Genomic DNA, 16,434 nt, shown 5'->3' with positions numbered 1-16,434 from the left:
ATCAAAAAATAAACCTTTTTTTGCATAATTAGCGCTGGTCAGCCTCATTTCAATCACTACAATAGCGCCCAATTTTCTCCCCCTCCCCACACAATTCGAGGTACTTATGGAACAGGCTGCTGTCACACGCGCCAATCGAGAGGCACATCCACCCAGGCGAGCCCATAGCGAACTGGTCTATGGCATAGAGGATGTCCCGCCTCTGCCCCAGACGCTGTTCGCCGCCCTGCAGCATATGCTCGCCATGTTTGTCGCCATCATTACCCCGCCCCTGATTATCGCCAATGCCCTCGGCCTCCCTGCCGCCGACACCCGTTATATCGTCTCCATGTCGCTGGTCATGTCCGGCATCGCCTCCTTCATTCAAACCCGCCGCTTCGGCCCCATCGGTTCCGGCCTGCTCTCGGTACAGGGCACCAGCTTCAACTTCCTCGGCCCCATCATTGCCTCCGGTCTCGCCCTCAAGCAGGCCGCCATGCCCACCGAGGATCTGTTGGGCACATTGTTTGGCACCATGATGGTTGCCGCACTCACTATCGTGGTGATGAGCCGCTTCCTCCATCTGGTGAAACGGATCATCACCCCGCTGGTCACCGGCATAGTGGTGCTGCTGATCGGTCTGACCCTGATCAAAGTGGGCCTGATCAGCATGGGCGGCGGCTATGCAGCCCTCTCTGATGGCAGCTTCGCCAGTCACACCAACCTCTTCCTCTCCCTGCTGGTGCTCGGCCTTATCGTGTTGCTGCAACGCAGTCGCAACCCCTGGTTGCGCCTCTCCGCCATCATGATCGCCATGCTGGCGGGCTATGCCGTGGCCCTGCTGTTGGGCAAAGTGAGCGCCCCCACCTTCGACGGCCCACTGGTGATGGTGCCCATTCCGCTCCACTACGGTCTCGGCTTTGACTGGCAGCTGTTCGTGCCGCTCGCCATCATCTTCGTGGTGACGGCGCTCGAAGCGATCGGCGACATGACCGCCACCTCGGATATCTCCGGCGAGCCACTGGAAGGGCCTGTCTATATGGAGCGGATCAAAGGCGGCGTGCTGGCCGATGGCGCCAACTCCATGCTGGCAGCGGTTTTCTCCACCTTCCCCATGTCCACCTTCGCCCAGAATAACGGCGTTATTCAGCTGACCGGCGTCGCCAGCCGCCACGTCGGGCTCTTTATCGCCGCCATGCTGGCGCTGCTCGGCCTGTTCCCGGCGGTCGCCAGTCTGGTGCAGCAGATCCCCGAGCCCGTGCTGGGGGGCGCCACTATCGTGATGTTCGGCACCATCGCCGCCGCTGGCGTGCGCATCATTGCCCGCGAGGAGCTGGATCGCCGCGCCCTGATGATCCTGGCAGTGTCGCTGGCCATGGGGCTGGGAGTCGCGCAGGTGCCGGAAGTGCTGCAACACCTGCCGGAGCTGGCCAAGAGCGTGCTCTCCTACGGCGTCGCCACCGGTGGCATTACCGCCATCGTGCTCAACCTGCTGCTGCCCAAGCGCGAAGCGCGTCACTCCTGAGACACCGCCTACCGATAGCCAACAGCCCCGCACTGCGGGGCTTTACCTTGCCAGTCGCCACGGGTAGTGTGCTGGGCAGCCTTTTTTGAGGATGCCGCCATGCCCTATCGCCTGCTCTCCCCCCTATCCAATACCGCTTCACCCGTACAGATACTGGCGCAAGAGCAGCGCTGGTTGCGCGACTGTGCCCATGACGGCCAGCCCCGCGCTCACCTCTGGCAGGCGCCCCAATGCCTGATTGTCACTCGCAAGGATACCCGCCTCCCCCGTTACGAAGCCGCCTGCCAGCAACTTGCAGATGAAGGCTGGCCGGTACATGTGCGCGACAGCGGCGGTACCGCCGTGCCCCACGGGGCAGGGATCCTCAACCTATCCCTGCTGCTGCCCCGCACGACCACAGACCTCGCCCACTACTACCGGCTGCTGGGGACGCCGCTACTGACCCTGCTGGCAGAGTACGGCCTTGAGGGAAGCTATGACTTCGTGCCCGGCTCCTTTTGCGATGGTCAGTACAATCTGGTGATCGGGGGACGCAAGATCACCGGCACTGCCCAGCGCTGGCTGGCGCCGGGGCAGGATCACCAGGGCGCCGTGCTGGCGCAAGCCATGCTGCTGGTGGCGGGTGATGTGGATGAGGGAACCAGGATGGCGAGCCGCTTCTACGAGCTGGCGGGCGGCGAGCTGCGTTTTATGGCGGGAACCTCCACCACGCTAGCAAGCTGCATCGATTGGCACGGTAGCGATCAGGCACTGGTAGAGAAAGTGCGAGCACGTCTGGATAGCCTGCTGAGCGAGGGGCTATCCCCCTCATCCTGACCTTATCCCGAAGGGAGAGGGATAGTCCCCATCCTTAGACACAACGCACAAAAAAGCCACGACCGGAGTCGTGGCTTGTTCTTTTCAATGGGAGCGTGAAACGGGCTGAGGCATTCAGGCCGTCTGCGGCTCCGGCTCGGCTTCGCTATCCAGATCCCGGCTAAAGTAGGCGCGGGTCTCGGCGATCACCACATGGCGCAGACCAATCAGGCCGATGAGGTTGGGCACCGCCATCAGGCCGTTAACGATATCGGCCAGCAGCCAAATCATATCCAGATGGAGGAAAGCACCGCTCGCCACCAGCGCCAGATAGACCAGACGATAGGGCTTGATTGCCTTCACCCCGAACAGGTACTCGGTGCAGCGCTCGCCGTAGTAGTTCCAGCCAAGGATGGTGGTAAAGGCGAAGAACAGCAGGCCAATGCTCACCAGATACTGGCCAACATGGGCATCAAGCCCCTGGGCAAAGGCCAGACTGGTCATGGCAGCGCCGCTTGCATCGCCACTCCACACGCCGGTGACCACCAGGGTCAGGCCGGTCATGGTGCAGATGATGATGGTGTCGATGAAGGTACCTGTCATGGAGACCAGCCCCTGCTCCACGCAAGAGTCAGTCTTGGCCGCCGCCGCCGCGATGGGTGCAGAGCCCAGACCTGACTCGTTGGAGAAGACCCCGCGCGCCACCCCGGACTGGATTGCCAGCATGATGCTGGCACCGACGAAGCCGCCGGTCGCCGCATGGCCGGTGAAGGCACTCTCGATAACCAGCATGACGGCATCGGGCAGGGCGCTGGCGTTGTTCACCAGCACGCCCAGACAGGCGACGATGTAGAAGATAGCCATGAAGGGCACCACCTTGCTCGACACGCTGGAGATGGACTTGATCCCCCCCAGGGTCACCAGCGCCACGATCAGGGTCAGCACCACGGCGGTCGCTTCACGGGGCACCGAGAAGGAGAGGCTCATGGCATCGGAGATAGCATTGACCTGCGGGAAGGTACCGATCCCGAAGAAAGCCACGCCGATGCCGAACAGGGCAAACAGCTTGGCGAGCGACTTGGAACCGAGTCCCTTCTCCAGATAATACATGGGACCACCCGCCATCTGGCCGTTGGCATCCTGCTCACGATATTTCACCGCCAGCAGACACTCGGCGTACTTGGTGGCCATGCCGAACAGCGCCGCCATCCACATCCAGAACAGGGCACCCGGGCCCCCCAGCTTGATGGCGGTAGCCACCCCGACGATGTTGCCGGTACCAATGGTGGCAGAGAGAGCGGTACAGAGAGCACCGAAGCTGGAGACATCCCCCTGCTTGCCCTGCCCCTGATCGCGACCAAAGACCAGCCGCAGAGCGAGCGGCAAGCGCACGACCTGAAGCAGACCCAGACGCAGGGTGAGATAGATACCGGTCCCGACCAGCAGGATCAGCAGGGGCGGCCCCCAGATAAAGCTATCGATGGCGGTTAACGCCGATTGAATTGATGACATGCATCCTCCTTAAGAAACAGAAATTAAGGAGGAGAAGGATGATCTTCCCATAGGTGTCGCGATCGGCCAGAGGCGATCGGATGCGGGCCAAGCCCAGGTACAACCATCCCATCCCCTCTGTCCTTTTGCCTGAGAGTTTCCGGCGCCAGCCTGCCCTTGCGGGTAGTCATGGTGCCTTGCTCCTTCGGCGCCCGATTTAACGGGTCTCTCCAGAGTATCGTCCAGTAGCAGTCCACACCGGTTGCCCGGTACCTGAAAGATTCACTTCTTCGGTGGATGGTTGCCCATCGCTCTCCTGCTACCTTCATCCGAACTAGTTTGGATTAGGAAGTCGGCATGTTAATCCAAAAAATGTGAGCTGTCTCGCACTTGGCCGCCCCCATTTATATTTTTTTAGTGACCGCCAGAACCGCGGCAAGAATGTTAAATGTTAGTTAACTATCAACAAGTTAGGCGCTCACGGATCAAATGTGGCCCAAACGGGAAAAATGGCGGATAGAGAACAGTGATCCCTCTCGTTTCGCCAAGAAAATCTTGCCGACATATCCAATCAAAATGCTTGCACACAGAATCAATAAGCCGATAATCCGCTGCATAACCAAGCACTTTGCCATCAATTTATGCACTGTGTTCGGTTGGTCCCACCGGACCGCTCGCCTGACCCGGCCGTCGCCGGTTCAATCGCATATGGCTTGGGCATATCACGCCCCCTAAGGATGACCAAAAGAGAATGAACGAGACCCTGGTTGCAAAAGATGTGGTCGCACAAGATTACCGTCAGCTGGTTGAACAATTCGGCTCCCCCCTGCTGCTGCTCGACAAGGCAGCCGTCCGCAAACAGTATCGGGCACTGGCCGCCGCCCTGCCCGATGTACGATTGCACTATGCACTCAAACCCCTGCCCCATGAGGCGGTGGTCTCTGTCTTGAAGGAAGAGGGGGCCTGTTTCGATCTGGCCACCAATGGCGAAGTGGATCTGGTGCGCAGTCAGGGGGTTCGCCCGGGACGTTGCATTCATACCCATCCCATCAAGCGCGACAGCGATATCCGTTACGCGCTGGAGTTCGGCTGCACCGTGTTTGTCTACGACAACCCGCTGGAGCTGGAAAAGTTCATTCCCTACAAGGACGAAGTGAAACTGCTGCTGCGGGTCAGCTTCCCGAACCCCGAGACCAAGGTCGATCTCTCCAAGAAGTTCGGCTGCACCCCGGAGCAGGCGCTGCCGCTGCTGCAACTGGCTCACGCCAAGGGGATCAAGGTGATGGGGCTGTCGTTTCACGTCGGCTCGCAAGTGCCTCATGCCCGTCGCCATGTGCAGGCCATCGACGCGTGCCGCGAGATCATGGAACAAGCCTGGGCGCTCGGGCTCAAGCCCTGGGTGCTGGATATCGGCGGCGGTTTCCCGGTGGATTATGAGGGGGGCGAGTTCGATATCGACGGCTTCTGCGCGCCGATCCGCGAAGCACTGGCCAAGCTGCCCGCTACCGTGCAGAAGATTGCCGAACCGGGCCGCTTTATCAGCGCGCCGGCCATGACTTCGGTATCAAGCGTGATGGGCAAGGCCCACCGTGGCGACAAGATCTGGTACTACCTGGATGACGGTCTCTACGGCAGCTACAACGGCCAGCTCTATGACCACGTCACCTATCCGGTGAGCACGCCTTATGCCTGTAGCGAGCAGCACAACTCGGTGCTCTCCGGCCCCACCTGCGACAGCGTGGATGTGATCCGCGATGGCATCATGCTGCCGGATCTGGCTATCGGCGAGTTGGTGGTTGGCAAGGTGATGGGCGCCTACACCTGGGCCTCCGCCTCCACCTTCAACTTCTTTCCCAAGGCCAGCATCCTCATTCTGGACAGCAGCCAGAAGGGGCAGAAGCTGGTGGCAGTAGCCTGAGCACACCGCTCGCCAACAGGTTCACTGGGCAAAAACAAGAGGGGGAAGCTTGAGCTTCCCCCTCTCTCATTTCACCAACCCCTATCAGATAAACTGACTGGTCAGCAGCCAGCCGGTGTAGGCGACGAAGCAGGTGAGCAGCACGCCCCCCTCCAACCGGTTGATGCGGCCCTGCCCCTTGCGGCCCAGACACATCACCAGCAGCAGCAGGGTCAGCCCCATCATGATGCTCCAGTCGCGGGAGAGCACTTCCGGCGCCACATCCAACGGATGAATACCCGCCGCGATCCCCACCACCGCCAGGGTGTTGAACAGGTTGGAGCCCAGCACGTTGCCAAGGGCCAGATCATGCTCGTTCTTGCGAATGGCGATGAGAGACGAGGCCAGCTCCGGCAGGGAGGTTCCTATCGCGACTATGGTGAGACCAATCACCAGATCGCTGATACCAAGCGCCTGAGCGATGGTCACCGCCCCCCAGACCAACAGGCGGGAAGCACCGATCAGCAGCACCAGCCCGGCCACCAGCCAGAAAACGGCGCTCTTGATGGACATCCCCTCGCTCTCGATATCCTCGGCGGTCTCGGTATCCAGCGCATCTCCCTTGCCATTCATGCCAGCCCAGATCGACCAGCCCATCAGGGCAACGAAGACGGCCCCCAGAATGACCGCATCCATCCGGCCCAGATGACCATCAATCAGCAGGGCACCTGAGAGCAGGGTAATACCGAGCAGGATGGGGATCTCCTTGCGCACTACCTGAGAGGCCACCGCGATAGGGCTGATCAGTGCCGTCAGCCCCAGGATCAGCGCGATATTGGTGATGTTGGAGCCATAGGCATTACCAAGCGCCAACCCGGGATTGCCCTGTGACGCCGCCAGCGCCGAGACCACCATCTCAGGGGCCGATGTACCAAAACCGATGATCACCATGCCGATCAGCAGCGGTGGCATCCCCGCATAACGGGCGGTCGCCGCAGCACCATCCACAAACTTGTCAGCACTCCAGACCAGCAGCGCCAGTCCGGCAATCAGGGCAACAACAGCCAGGGTCATAACATCTCCATCTCATCGCCAGTAAGCAACAGAGTCAGGACAAGCTCCTGACCCAATTCAAAAGTGGCGCCAGTGTAACGAGCCAGCCTCCCATTTCAAGGGAAAATCAAACTGCGATTAACATTTCACAGCACAGCCAGCAGACTCGCGGCATCGGAGACCTCAAACTTGCCAGGCGCCTCCACAAACAGCTGCTCGACCACGCCATCGTTGGCGATCAACGCAAAGCGCTGGGCGCGGATACCTCCAAAGGCGCCGGTATCCTTGGCCAGACCCAACGCCCGGGTCCAGCTGCCGTCGCCATCCGCCAGCATGGTGATCGCCTCGGCATTCTGGGCCGTCTGCCAGGCCCGCATCACGAAAGCATCGTTGACCGACAGACAGCAGATGGCATCCACCCCTTTGGCCATAAACTGATCGGCCAGCACCACATAACCGGGCAGGTGGGCATTGGAGCAGGTGGGAGTAAAAGCACCGGGCACGGCAAACAGCACTACTTTTTTACCGGCGAACAGCGTCTGGCTATCCCGCAGCTGCTTGCCCTCGGCGGTGATAAAGGTAAATTCGCCCGAAGGCAGAGTCTGACCCATCGCAATCATTGTGCTCGTCCTTAAGTGGAGGGAGGAGGCCCCAGTTTACCCCACTGCCGAGCTGTGACACAGACCTCCCTTTGCCGGGATCATTTGAACTAACCTTGAGCAGGATCAGCCGACCAAGGAAGCCTCATGCAGCACTATTACGATGGACTGGAAATTCGCCCCCCCGCCTTGCGCGAACAACAGCAGCTGGAGCAGCTCAATCATCAGCTTACCCATGTCAGTCAATATTGCGCCGGTTACTCCAGCGTCTATCGCCAGTGCCGCCTCGAGGATCTGGCAGAGCTGGCCACCCTGCCACTGCTCGACAGCAAAGAGCTGTTTGCCGCCCAGCAGGCTCACCCTCCGTTCGCCGGACTCACCGGCCGCCCCGCCAGTCAGGCGTTGCGGGTCTTCTCCTGTCCGGGCCAGCTGGCCATCCCCGAGTATGCGGGAGCAGACTGGTGGGGGGCCGCTCGAGCACTGTTTGCCGCCGGCTTCAAGCCGGGTGAGGTAATACTCAATGGCCACGACTATCATGCCGGCCCCACCGCCTTTATCTTCGATAACGGTGCCCGACAGCTGGGTGCCCCCGTGGTACCTTGCGGGCCCCACGATACCCAGCGCCAACTGGAGGCGCTGCTGCGCTATCAACCCACCGGCTACGTCGGTCCGCTGGTGACCCTGCTCGATCTGCTGGAAGCGGCCGAAGCGGCCGACATCCCGACCGACTCACTGCGCCGCGCCCTGCTGTGTGAAGCCACTCACCCGGAAACCGCGCCGCTGCGCGCCATTCACGGCATTGCAGCCCTCAACTGTCTGGTGTGGCAGGATGTGGGGGTGGTGGCTTACGAGAGCCGACCAGGAGAGGGATTTATTGTGAGCGAGAGTTGCATCATCGAGATCATCGATCCCGCCAGCGGCGAGCCGGTGAGCGGCGACGAGACCGGCCAGCTGGTGCTGACTAGGCTTGACCTGGAGTATCCATTGCTGCGCCTCGTCACCGACTGGCAGGGGCACTGGCTCACGACGCCAAGCCCGTGCGGTCGCTCCAACCGGCGCCTAAAACTGGTGTAGCAGGCCAAGTAAATTCACAAATGCAGACGGGCAGCCATCAGGCTGCCCGTCTTCTCTCTGGCGAAGAAAATGTGCGGCGCTTGTCAGCGTCTCGCCTGCCAAGTGGCGATGGCGAGCAGGGAGTCGGGGGTAAATTCGCTGGCACGCTCCGCGATCTCGGCCAGGCTCATCCAGTGCACCGCGCTCACCTCTTCGGCCTGCAACTGCAGCGGCCCCTGATAACGGCAACTGAAGAGGCCACCCCAGACCCGGTAGCCCTCCCCTTCCGCATAAAAGCTGCCAAAGCCTTGCAGAGGAACATCCATAATCCCCAGCTCTTCGGCCAGCTCGCGGCGGGCGGAGCGCTCCATCTCCTCACCGGTGGTGACCACGCCACCGGCGCAGGCATCCAGCATGCCGGGGCAGAAATCCTTGCTGAGGGTGCGTCGCTGCACCAGGATCCGATCCGCGTCGTCGAGCACCAGAATATAGCTGGCGCGATGGCAGAGATTCTCCCGCCGCACCTTGGCTCGCTCGGCCACGCCAATCACCCGGTTATCCTCGTCCACCACATCAACCCATTCCACGCACAGGCCCTTTTATTTGTTCCATTCAAGCCCGCAGTATATCGGTGCGGTGGTTTGTCATGGCACAACTTTTTCGATGATGCCGTCAATTTGCCGAGCTCACTGGCAAAATAAGGATTCATGCAAATCTTTATAAACCGTCATATCAGTGTCATCGACCGACACCATAGTGTGCCCTGTCCAGGCAATCAGGGAACCGTGTGATGAAGGTATTCAAGCAGTTATCCCCACGGCAGATCGCTCGCTACATCAAGAGCTTTCATCGAGGCTATTTTGCCATCGAGTCGCTGGGGACATTTGAATTCAACGCGGGCAGGATCAGCCTCCATGGCCTGACCTGCCGCCAGCGGCTAAGACTGGCTCGCCAGATCAATCTGGCGGTCAGACAACTTGGTCACCGCGACCCCTTGCCGGACATGTGAGTCAAAGGGTCTTGCCCTACTGTCTGTTGTGCATCCATGCTTTGCCCGCCGGCTACTGGCCGCGCGGGCCGTTTTCGATATCGGTAATGATGCCGTTGCGCACCGTCACAAAGCGCATGAACTCGTTCTTGCCGAAGTTGTAGGTCCAGCGTTCACCATATTTGACCTGCACCATGTTGCCAAACTGGTTCTCCTCGTTGCGGTTGAGCTCTTCACGCAACATCGGCTCACCGCACTTGAGCAGCATCTCGGCGGTGGTGTCTCCCTCGGTGATCAGGGCGTTCTTGCAGCGCATGGCATCAGCACTGGCCGGAATGCTCAGCAGCAACAGAGCAAGCCCCGCTACTTTCTTCATCTTCTTGCTCATCGGGTTCTCCTTATCCTCTCTAATGAGTCGCAGTATGCCTGTTCCGGTTTCTGAAAAAACCAGTAAAAAGCGCAAAAGTGCCGCCCTTTTCTGCTCTCCAGCCCGCTGGTCGAGACAAATGCTGTCTATCACATAGCCCAAAAACAAACGGCGACCCGAGGGTCGCCGTTTGCATCAAGCCAGCAGGATCACAGGATGTCCAGCAGCTCGACTTCAAATACCAGTGCAGAGTAAGGCGGGATGGAGCCCGCGCCACGGGCACCGTAGGCCAGATCGTGGGGGATGTAGAGCTTCCATTTGGAACCAACCGGCATCAGCTGCAGCGCTTCAACCCAGCCAGCGATCACGCCGGTCACCGGGAATTCAGCCGGCTGGCCGCGAGCGACGGAGCTGTCGAATACGCCACCGTGGGTGAAGGTACCGTGGTAGTGCACACGCACGGACTGACCGGCTACCGGAACGGCACCGTTGCCTTCTACCAGCACTTCGTACTGCAGACCGGAGTCGGTCACCTTCACTTCAGCGCGCTTGGCGTTGTCAGCCAGGAAGGCTTCGCCGTCAGCAGCGGCGGCCTTGGCGGCGGCTTCCTGCTCTTCTTGCATACGCGCAGTGATCACCTGGAAGGCATCATTGATATCGTCACGGCTGACCGCGAACTCCAGACCATTCAGGGCATCTGCCAGACCTTGTTGCAGGGCCGGGATATCCAGACCGGCGAAGGCTTGCTGCGCCAGCTGATCACCCATGTTACGGCCGATGCCATAGCTGGCCTTCTGTTCGATAGAGTCGTATTGGGACATTGAGATGTTGCTCCAGATCCATGTAGTAAAGAGGCGGGATGATATCAGACTTTTAGCCGGGGTGCTGCCGGGGGTGCCCCTGATTTCCCCGTCAGTGGGAGGAACTTCACACAAGATGCGGATGAACGCCGCCCAACGGCGGCGATCTGCTTAACCGCGATCCAGCAAGGCTCTGACCGCAGCCACCTTGGCGCCATCGGTGATATTGACCCGACCATCATCCGAAGTGCCCATATTCACTCCGTGCGGCACCATGCCACCGCGCCAGCCCATGCCGGACATATGCACTTCGCTCACCCCGGTGAACTCGATGATGGTACGCACGTTGTCGGCATTGACCCCGGCCCCCGGCATCAGGCTGGCACGTCCCGCCAGCGCCTGCTGCATCTCCTGCAGGGTCTCGAGCCCAGCCAGCGCGGTTGCGGCGTGGCCCGAGCTCAGAATACGCTCGCAGCCGGCCGCGACTATGGTCTCCAGATCCAGACGCCAGTCGGAGGAGAGGTCGATGGCGCGATGGAAGGTAACCCCCAACGATCCTGCTGCATCCACCAGCTGTTTGAGCTTGGCGGCAGGCACCCGCCCCTCCTCATCCAGCAGACCGACCACCACCCCTTGCAGCCCCGCAGCGCTTGCCGCCGCGATATCTTGCAGCATCATCTCGAACTCGCCGTCGTTGAAGCAAAAATCCCCGGCGCGCGGGCGGATCATGGCGTACACCGGCACGGTGGCGTGGCGGGCAGCCAGTTGCATAAAGCCGTAGGAGGGGGTCAGACCGCCCAGCCCCAGCGCAGAGCAGAGCTCGATGCGATCCGCCCCGGATTGCTGGGCGGTAAACAGGGATTCCAGGTTGTCGATACAGATTTCAAGACGGGTCATGAGGACTCCTTTTTCGGGGAGATCAGACCCCACATCTGATCTCATAGATTGAGCAAGGCTGCGCCGCGCACACCACCGGCACCGCCGAAGCGAGCCTGGCGGATCTCGGGCAGGGCGACCCCGGGCAGCAAGTGACCGGGCAGACGCAGCGGCAGCTGTTCATAGAGGGCGGGCAGGCCGCTCAGGCCGCCCCCCAACACCACCACTTCGGGATCAATCACCGAAATGGCGGTGGCAAGCCCGGCGGCCATGACCTCCAGCCAGCAGTCGACCGTCTCGACCGCATGGGGTTCATGGGCCTCGAAGCGTCCCACAATCTGGTGACCCGTGGCGCGCTGGCCATGGAAATGGTGATAGAGACGCTCCAGACCGGTGCCGGAGGCATAGGTTTCAAAACAGACCAAACGGCCGCAGCCGCAACGGGGACGGGGCAACTCGGGGTACTTCATCAGCATGGTCGCGGGCAAGGGGTAGTGACCAATCTCGCCAGCCAGCCAGTTGCGCCCCTGAATAAGCTTGCCCGCCAGATAAACGGCGCCGCCGATGCCGGTGCCGATGGTGACACCAAGCGCACTGCCTGCGCCGTCGGCGGCACCCTGATGCACTTCGGACCAGAGGAAGCAGTTGGCGTCGTTATCCACCTTGACCGGCCGCTCCAGCAGCTCGGCCAGATCGGCGCCCAGATGGCGACCATTGATGGAGGGCAGATTGGCCGCCACTATGCTGTGATCCTGGCTGTTGATGACACCGGGGAAACCGATACCGACCGAGCCCCGAGCGCCGAAGCGGGCATCTGCCTGCTCGACCCGGGAGCGGATCAGCTGCTGCAACCCCTCGTAATCGTTGCCCGGGGTACTCATGCGCTCCTCGTGGCAGAGGTTCAATGCACCGTCATAGACCGCGAAGGCGATCTTGGTGCCACCGATATCAAAGCCGTAATACATACCAGCACTCCCTTGTCAGCCCGTGTTTATCCAACTCTGTTTCAAGGGGGACATTGTATTAATTCGCAAAAAAAATAAAGTGACCAAAGGCGAAAAACGGGAGAGTGATCAGAGCAAACGGCTCATTTGTCGCTGCAGGCAGGGCTGCCCGAGGCTTATCAGGGTGCGCTCTTCGCCATCAAAGACAAAGCCGCGGCGCAGGTAGAACCCCTCGCCAATGTGGTTGCCATCGAGCAGCCACAATTTGACGCTATGGCAACCGGCGTGGCGCATCTGCATCGCCACCGCCTGCCACAGCCGTTTGCCATAGCCTTGTCGCCAGTGGTCGGGATGGAGGTAAAAAGCGCGGATCAGGGCGCTGCTCTGCTCCGCTTCCTGCTGTGGTTGCCAGTAGAGCAGGCCTATCACTACCTCATCGAGACAAAGCAGCATGGGCCTTGGGCCCGGCTCGGCCAGACGGCTCTGCCAGATCTGCAGATGGGCGGTAACGTCCAGCTGCTCCAGCAGGTCGGCACCAAGCACCTGGCCATAGGCAGCGAGCCAACTGGCTCGCTGCATCACCGTCATGGCGGCGGCATCGTCGCTGCGCGCCATGCGCAGGCTTATGCCTTGCATTGGGGCACCAGACCGTTGGCGCGGGCCTGCTCATAGAGCGGCAGCACTTGCGCCTGTTGCGCCTGCAACTCGGCGATCCGGTTCTCGTTGCTCGGGTGGGTGGAGAGCAGTTGCGGCGGGGTGTTGCCACCGGCAGCGGCACTCATGTTTTGCCACAGGGGGATCGCCTCGGCCGGATTGAATCCGGCGCGCGCCATCAGCTCAAGCCCGAGCCGATCCGCTTCGCTCTCCTGAGTACGGCCATAGGGCAGCATCACTCCGACCTCAACCCCGAGGCCAAGGGCGGCCATGGTGGCGCCGCGATACTCGCTGGTGCCCATGGCAATGTCCGCAGCCGCCAGACCGATCCCCGCCAACTGGCTGCGTGAGAGTCGCTCGTTGGAGTGCTGGGCCAGCACGTGAGTCAACTCGTGACCGATGACGGTCGCCAGCTGATCCTGATTCTTGGCCACCTTGAGCAGGCCGCTGTAGACCCCGATCTTGCCGCCGGGCAGGGCGAAGGCGTTGACCTGCTTGGAGTCAAACACCACCACTTCCCAATTGGTGATGCCATAGCTGGCCGGCACCTGGGCGGTCACCGCCTTGGCGACACAGGAGACATAGGCGTTGAGTTTGGCATCCTTGCTCACCTTCTCCTGCTTTTTCATATGCTCGAAGGAGTCGGCACCAAGCTGGTTCATCTGCTGGGGGGAGTAGAGCAGCATCTGGCTGCGGCCAGTCGGCGACTGGGCGCAGGCGACCAGCAGGGAACTACAGAGGGCTACCAGGCCAAACTTGGAGAGGGACGCAATCATGAAGGGATCCTTTGCCATAACGTTGCCCTATTCTCGGAAATGCAGCCCTGCTACGCAAGGGAACCTGCCCCCGGCTGGCGGAAAAACATCCATCCAGCGCTATTAACAGAACTGACAGTCACCAAAAACAAAACGAGCCCGATTGGGGCTCGTTTTATCAGTAGATGCTGGCAGCAAGCGGTTACATGATGCCCAGCTTTTTCAGATCCGCCTGCACCACCTTGGCCGGTACCGGTACGTAGCCATCTTTGGCAACGATGTTCTGGCCCGCCTTGGAGAGCATCATCTTGACGAACTCCTGCTCCATCGGAGAGAGCGGCTTGTTCGGATGCTTGTTCACGTAAACGTACAGGAAGCGTGACAGCGGATATTTGCCGGTGATGGCATTATCGGCAGTCGCATCGACAAAGGTCTTGCCATCCTTGGAGAGCGGAATGGCACGAACGCCGGAGGTAACGTAACCAATACCGGAGTAACCGATACTGTTGAGGGAAGCGGAAACAGACTGCACCACGGAGGCGGAACCCGGCTGCTCGTTCACACCGCTCTTGAAGTCACCATTACAGAGCGCGTGCTCCTTGAAGTAACCGTAGGTGCCGGATACCGAGTTGCGACCGAACAGTTGCAGATCCTTGCCGGACCAGCTGCCATCCAGACCCAGATCAGACCACTTGGTAGCCGCCTTGGCTTCGCCGCACTTGAGTGTGCTGGAGAAAACGGCATCAACCTGCTGCATGGTCAGCCCCTTGATGGGGTTGTCCTTGTTGACGAATACCGCCAGGGCATCGACGGCAACGCGGATAGCGGTCGGCTTGTAGCCATAACGCTTCTCGAACGCTTCGATTTCACCGGCCTTCATGGCGCGGCTCATGGGACCAAACTGGGCAACCCCTTCGGTCAGGGCGGTCGGTGCGGTAGAAGAGCCGGCAGCCTGGATCTGGACATTGACGTTGGGGTAGACACGCTTAAATTCTTCTGCCCACAGGGTCATCATGTTGGCCAGAGTATCAGAGCCGACAGAGGACAGGTTGCCTGAGATACCGCTGGTCGGAGTGTAATCCGGCAGATCCTTGTCGACACCATAGGCCAGGGTGCTGGCAGAAAACAGGGTTGCTGCGGTAAATCCGATTACACCAGCCAGTTTGTTGAGTTTCATCCAATCTCTCCAAAGTTACAGAAGGTCCGTTCTTAAGACGGCGCCAGTATCTGACCTGGCAGTGACAAATTTATGGATTAAATGTGACACTTTAATGACATGACAACAAAGTTGCACAAATGCAGAGAGGGCCCGCATTGTGGCCCTCTCGAATTTACTAACCCATTGTCATAAAAGGCTATTTTAACACCACCATACGAGCCGGTATCATGAAGCTGAAGCGACTGCCAAGGCCGACACGACTTTCAATCTCGAGCTGACAGTCATGATGACTGAGGGCATGCTTGACGATGGCAAGGCCGAGTCCGGAGCCACCGGTGTGGCGGGAGCGGGCCTTGTCGACCCGATAGAACCGTTCGGTCAGCCGCGCCAGATGCTCGGGGGCAATCCCCTCCCCCTCATCCCTCACGGCAAACAGCGCCATTGCCCCCTGCTTGCGCCACTCCACGCTGATCTTGCGCCCTGCCGGTGTGTAGTGGATGGCGTTGTAGACCAGATTGGAGACGGCGCTGCGCAGCTGCTCCTTATCCCCGCGCACAAACAGGTCTGGCTGCACCATGAATTCGATCTGGTGGGCCCGTTCGCCCGAGAGCGCCCGCGCCTCCTGCTCCAGCAGTCCGAGCATGGCAGGTATGTCCACCAGATGGGAGAGATCAACGGTCGGTGCCGCCTCGATGCGCGACAGGGTGAGCAGCTGGTTGACCAAATTGTCCATCCGGATGGTCTGCTCCATCATCACCCGGTGCGCCTTGGCCCACATGGCAGGCGGGGGCGGATCTTCAGTCATCTCCAGATAGCCCTTGAGCACGGTGAGCGGAGTGCGCAGCTCGTGGGAGACATTGGAGACAAAGTGCTTGCGGGTCTTCTCCAGACTGCGCAGGCGGGTGACATCGCGTACCACCAGCATCGCCTGATCGGAGGCGTAGGGCATAATGCGAAACTCGAGAAACTTCTCTTCGTTGATCGGAGAAGTCATCTCCAGTGGTTCATCATAGCTCCCCTTCCCCAGATAGGCGGCAAAGGCAGGATGGCGGATCAGGTTGCCAATGTGCTGACCTGCATCTTCCGGCCAGCGGAAACCGAGCAGTTGCTCTGCCAGCCGGTTGCACCAGAGGATGCTGCCATCTTCGCGAAACACCACGGCCGCATCGGGCAGCGCCTCGGCCCCCTCCCGAAAGCGGCGGATCAGCCCCGCCAGCTCGCGCCGCCGAGCCCGGTGACGCTGTTGCAATTTGTAGATCCCGTTGAAAATGTGCTCCCAGCTGCCACTGCCGTTAGGTGGTACCAGGCTGCGGTCGTGCCACAGCCAATCAGACAGCCGCTTCTGAAAACGGTAATGCCAGCCCAGATGCAACACTGCCGCCACCAACAGGCAGAGGGCAAGATGATCAATCAACCAGCCAACCAATGCGAAGGGGGCGTAGAAAAACGCCATTCGCCACAACTGTCGCCGCCAGGCGTAAGGTTGCAACATAACTGCC

At 60.3% G+C, this 16,434-nt stretch carries 17 protein-coding genes and 1 riboswitch; of the genes, 5 read left to right on the top strand and 12 right to left on the bottom strand.

What is annotated here, in order from left to right; translation table 11 throughout:
* The first annotated feature begins 106 nt into the window (after positions 1–106).
* Together G5332_RS12125 and G5332_RS12120 are read left to right on the top strand one after the other, a co-directional pair.
* Entirely contained in the window at positions 107–1,504 is a 1,398-nt protein-coding gene (locus G5332_RS12125) for a nucleobase:cation symporter-2 family protein (RefSeq protein ID WP_040066712.1), read from the top strand.
* 99 nt (positions 1,505–1,603) lie between these two features.
* The gene (locus tag G5332_RS12120; RefSeq protein WP_421172540.1) at positions 1,604–2,320 is read left to right on the top strand and encodes a lipoyl protein ligase domain-containing protein; all 717 of its coding nucleotides are present in this window, start codon (positions 1,604–1,606) and stop codon (positions 2,318–2,320) included.
* A gap of 114 nt (positions 2,321–2,434) precedes the next feature.
* Here G5332_RS12120 and G5332_RS12115 read toward each other — a convergent pair whose 3' ends face one another.
* Positions 2,435–3,811, bottom strand: coding sequence for an alanine/glycine:cation symporter family protein (locus G5332_RS12115; protein WP_069526299.1), 1,377 nt, complete (start codon positions 3,809–3,811; stop codon positions 2,435–2,437).
* A 107-nt stretch (positions 3,812–3,918) separates the two neighbouring features.
* Positions 3,919–4,034, bottom strand: a riboswitch (glycine riboswitch).
* A 507-nt stretch (positions 4,035–4,541) separates the two neighbouring features.
* Between G5332_RS12115 and G5332_RS12110 the strand changes: the two genes are divergently transcribed.
* A complete protein-coding gene (locus tag G5332_RS12110) occupies positions 4,542–5,708 on the top strand; it encodes a type III PLP-dependent enzyme (RefSeq protein WP_216977247.1) in 1,167 nt (388 codons plus the stop codon).
* 84 nt (positions 5,709–5,792) lie between these two features.
* On the opposite strand, the gene G5332_RS12105 is transcribed toward G5332_RS12110, so the two are convergent.
* Both G5332_RS12105 and G5332_RS12100 read right to left on the bottom strand, forming a co-directional pair.
* Entirely contained in the window at positions 5,793–6,761 is a 969-nt protein-coding gene (locus G5332_RS12105; protein WP_421249692.1) for a calcium/sodium antiporter, read from the bottom strand.
* A gap of 125 nt (positions 6,762–6,886) precedes the next feature.
* The gene (locus tag G5332_RS12100; RefSeq protein ID WP_100646526.1) at positions 6,887–7,360 is read right to left on the bottom strand and encodes a peroxiredoxin; all 474 of its coding nucleotides are present in this window, start codon (positions 7,358–7,360) and stop codon (positions 6,887–6,889) included.
* A gap of 126 nt (positions 7,361–7,486) precedes the next feature.
* On the opposite strand from G5332_RS12100, the gene G5332_RS12095 reads away from it, so the two are divergent.
* Positions 7,487–8,413: a phenylacetate--CoA ligase family protein gene (locus G5332_RS12095; RefSeq protein ID WP_216979277.1), complete on the top strand. Its 927-nt coding sequence runs from the start codon at positions 7,487–7,489 to the stop codon at positions 8,411–8,413.
* Positions 8,414–8,496: 83 nt separating this feature from the next.
* Here the strand turns inward: G5332_RS12095 and yfcD are convergent, their stop codons facing one another.
* Positions 8,497–8,979 (bottom strand): NUDIX hydrolase YfcD, encoded by a 483-nt coding sequence (gene yfcD, locus G5332_RS12090; protein ID WP_047435956.1) that lies wholly within the window; start codon positions 8,977–8,979, stop codon positions 8,497–8,499.
* 203 nt (positions 8,980–9,182) lie between these two features.
* On the opposite strand from yfcD, the gene G5332_RS12085 reads away from it, so the two are divergent.
* Positions 9,183–9,401, top strand: a complete 219-nt coding sequence (locus G5332_RS12085; protein ID WP_005338403.1) for a DUF1107 family protein — start codon at positions 9,183–9,185, stop codon at positions 9,399–9,401.
* 52 nt (positions 9,402–9,453) lie between these two features.
* On the opposite strand, the gene G5332_RS12080 is transcribed toward G5332_RS12085, so the two are convergent.
* The 8 genes from G5332_RS12080 to phoR all read right to left on the bottom strand — a co-directional run bounded on the left by G5332_RS12080 (position 9,454) and on the right by phoR (position 16,427).
* Positions 9,454–9,768 carry a DUF2845 domain-containing protein gene (locus tag G5332_RS12080; protein WP_005338404.1) on the bottom strand — a complete coding sequence of 105 codons (315 nt, stop codon included), beginning with the start codon at positions 9,766–9,768 and terminating at the stop codon, positions 9,454–9,456.
* Between the two features lie 188 nt (positions 9,769–9,956).
* Positions 9,957–10,568 carry an FKBP-type peptidyl-prolyl cis-trans isomerase gene (locus G5332_RS12075; RefSeq protein ID WP_005338405.1) on the bottom strand — a complete coding sequence of 204 codons (612 nt, stop codon included), beginning with the start codon at positions 10,566–10,568 and terminating at the stop codon, positions 9,957–9,959.
* Positions 10,569–10,718: 150 nt separating this feature from the next.
* On the bottom strand, positions 10,719–11,444 hold the full coding sequence (locus G5332_RS12070; protein WP_421231275.1) for a copper homeostasis protein CutC: 726 nt from the start codon (positions 11,442–11,444) through the stop codon (positions 10,719–10,721).
* Between the two features lie 41 nt (positions 11,445–11,485).
* Positions 11,486–12,388 (bottom strand): ROK family protein, encoded by a 903-nt coding sequence (locus G5332_RS12065; RefSeq protein ID WP_139443243.1) that lies wholly within the window; start codon positions 12,386–12,388, stop codon positions 11,486–11,488.
* A 108-nt stretch (positions 12,389–12,496) separates the two neighbouring features.
* Positions 12,497–13,003 carry a GNAT family N-acetyltransferase gene (locus G5332_RS12060; protein ID WP_421249693.1) on the bottom strand — a complete coding sequence of 169 codons (507 nt, stop codon included), beginning with the start codon at positions 13,001–13,003 and terminating at the stop codon, positions 12,497–12,499.
* Entirely contained in the window at positions 12,991–13,797 is an 807-nt protein-coding gene (locus G5332_RS12055) for a M48 family metallopeptidase (RefSeq protein ID WP_216951834.1), read from the bottom strand. The genes G5332_RS12060 and G5332_RS12055 overlap by 13 nt, the downstream gene beginning before the upstream one ends.
* Before the next feature lie 181 nt (positions 13,798–13,978).
* Positions 13,979–14,953, bottom strand: coding sequence for a PstS family phosphate ABC transporter substrate-binding protein (locus tag G5332_RS12050; protein ID WP_216951835.1), 975 nt, complete (start codon positions 14,951–14,953; stop codon positions 13,979–13,981).
* A 178-nt stretch (positions 14,954–15,131) separates the two neighbouring features.
* Entirely contained in the window at positions 15,132–16,427 is a 1,296-nt protein-coding gene (gene phoR / locus G5332_RS12045) for a phosphate regulon sensor histidine kinase PhoR (RefSeq protein WP_266134086.1), read from the bottom strand.
* Positions 16,428–16,434 lie beyond the last annotated feature (7 nt).

Origin of the sequence: Aeromonas sp. 603757 (assembly GCF_049171255.1) — a bacterium.
Classification (GTDB): domain Bacteria; phylum Pseudomonadota; class Gammaproteobacteria; order Enterobacterales; family Aeromonadaceae; genus Aeromonas; species Aeromonas veronii_A.
The sequence above is the reverse complement of the archived record's forward strand: the minus strand, read 5'-3'. Positions and strand labels throughout refer to the sequence as shown.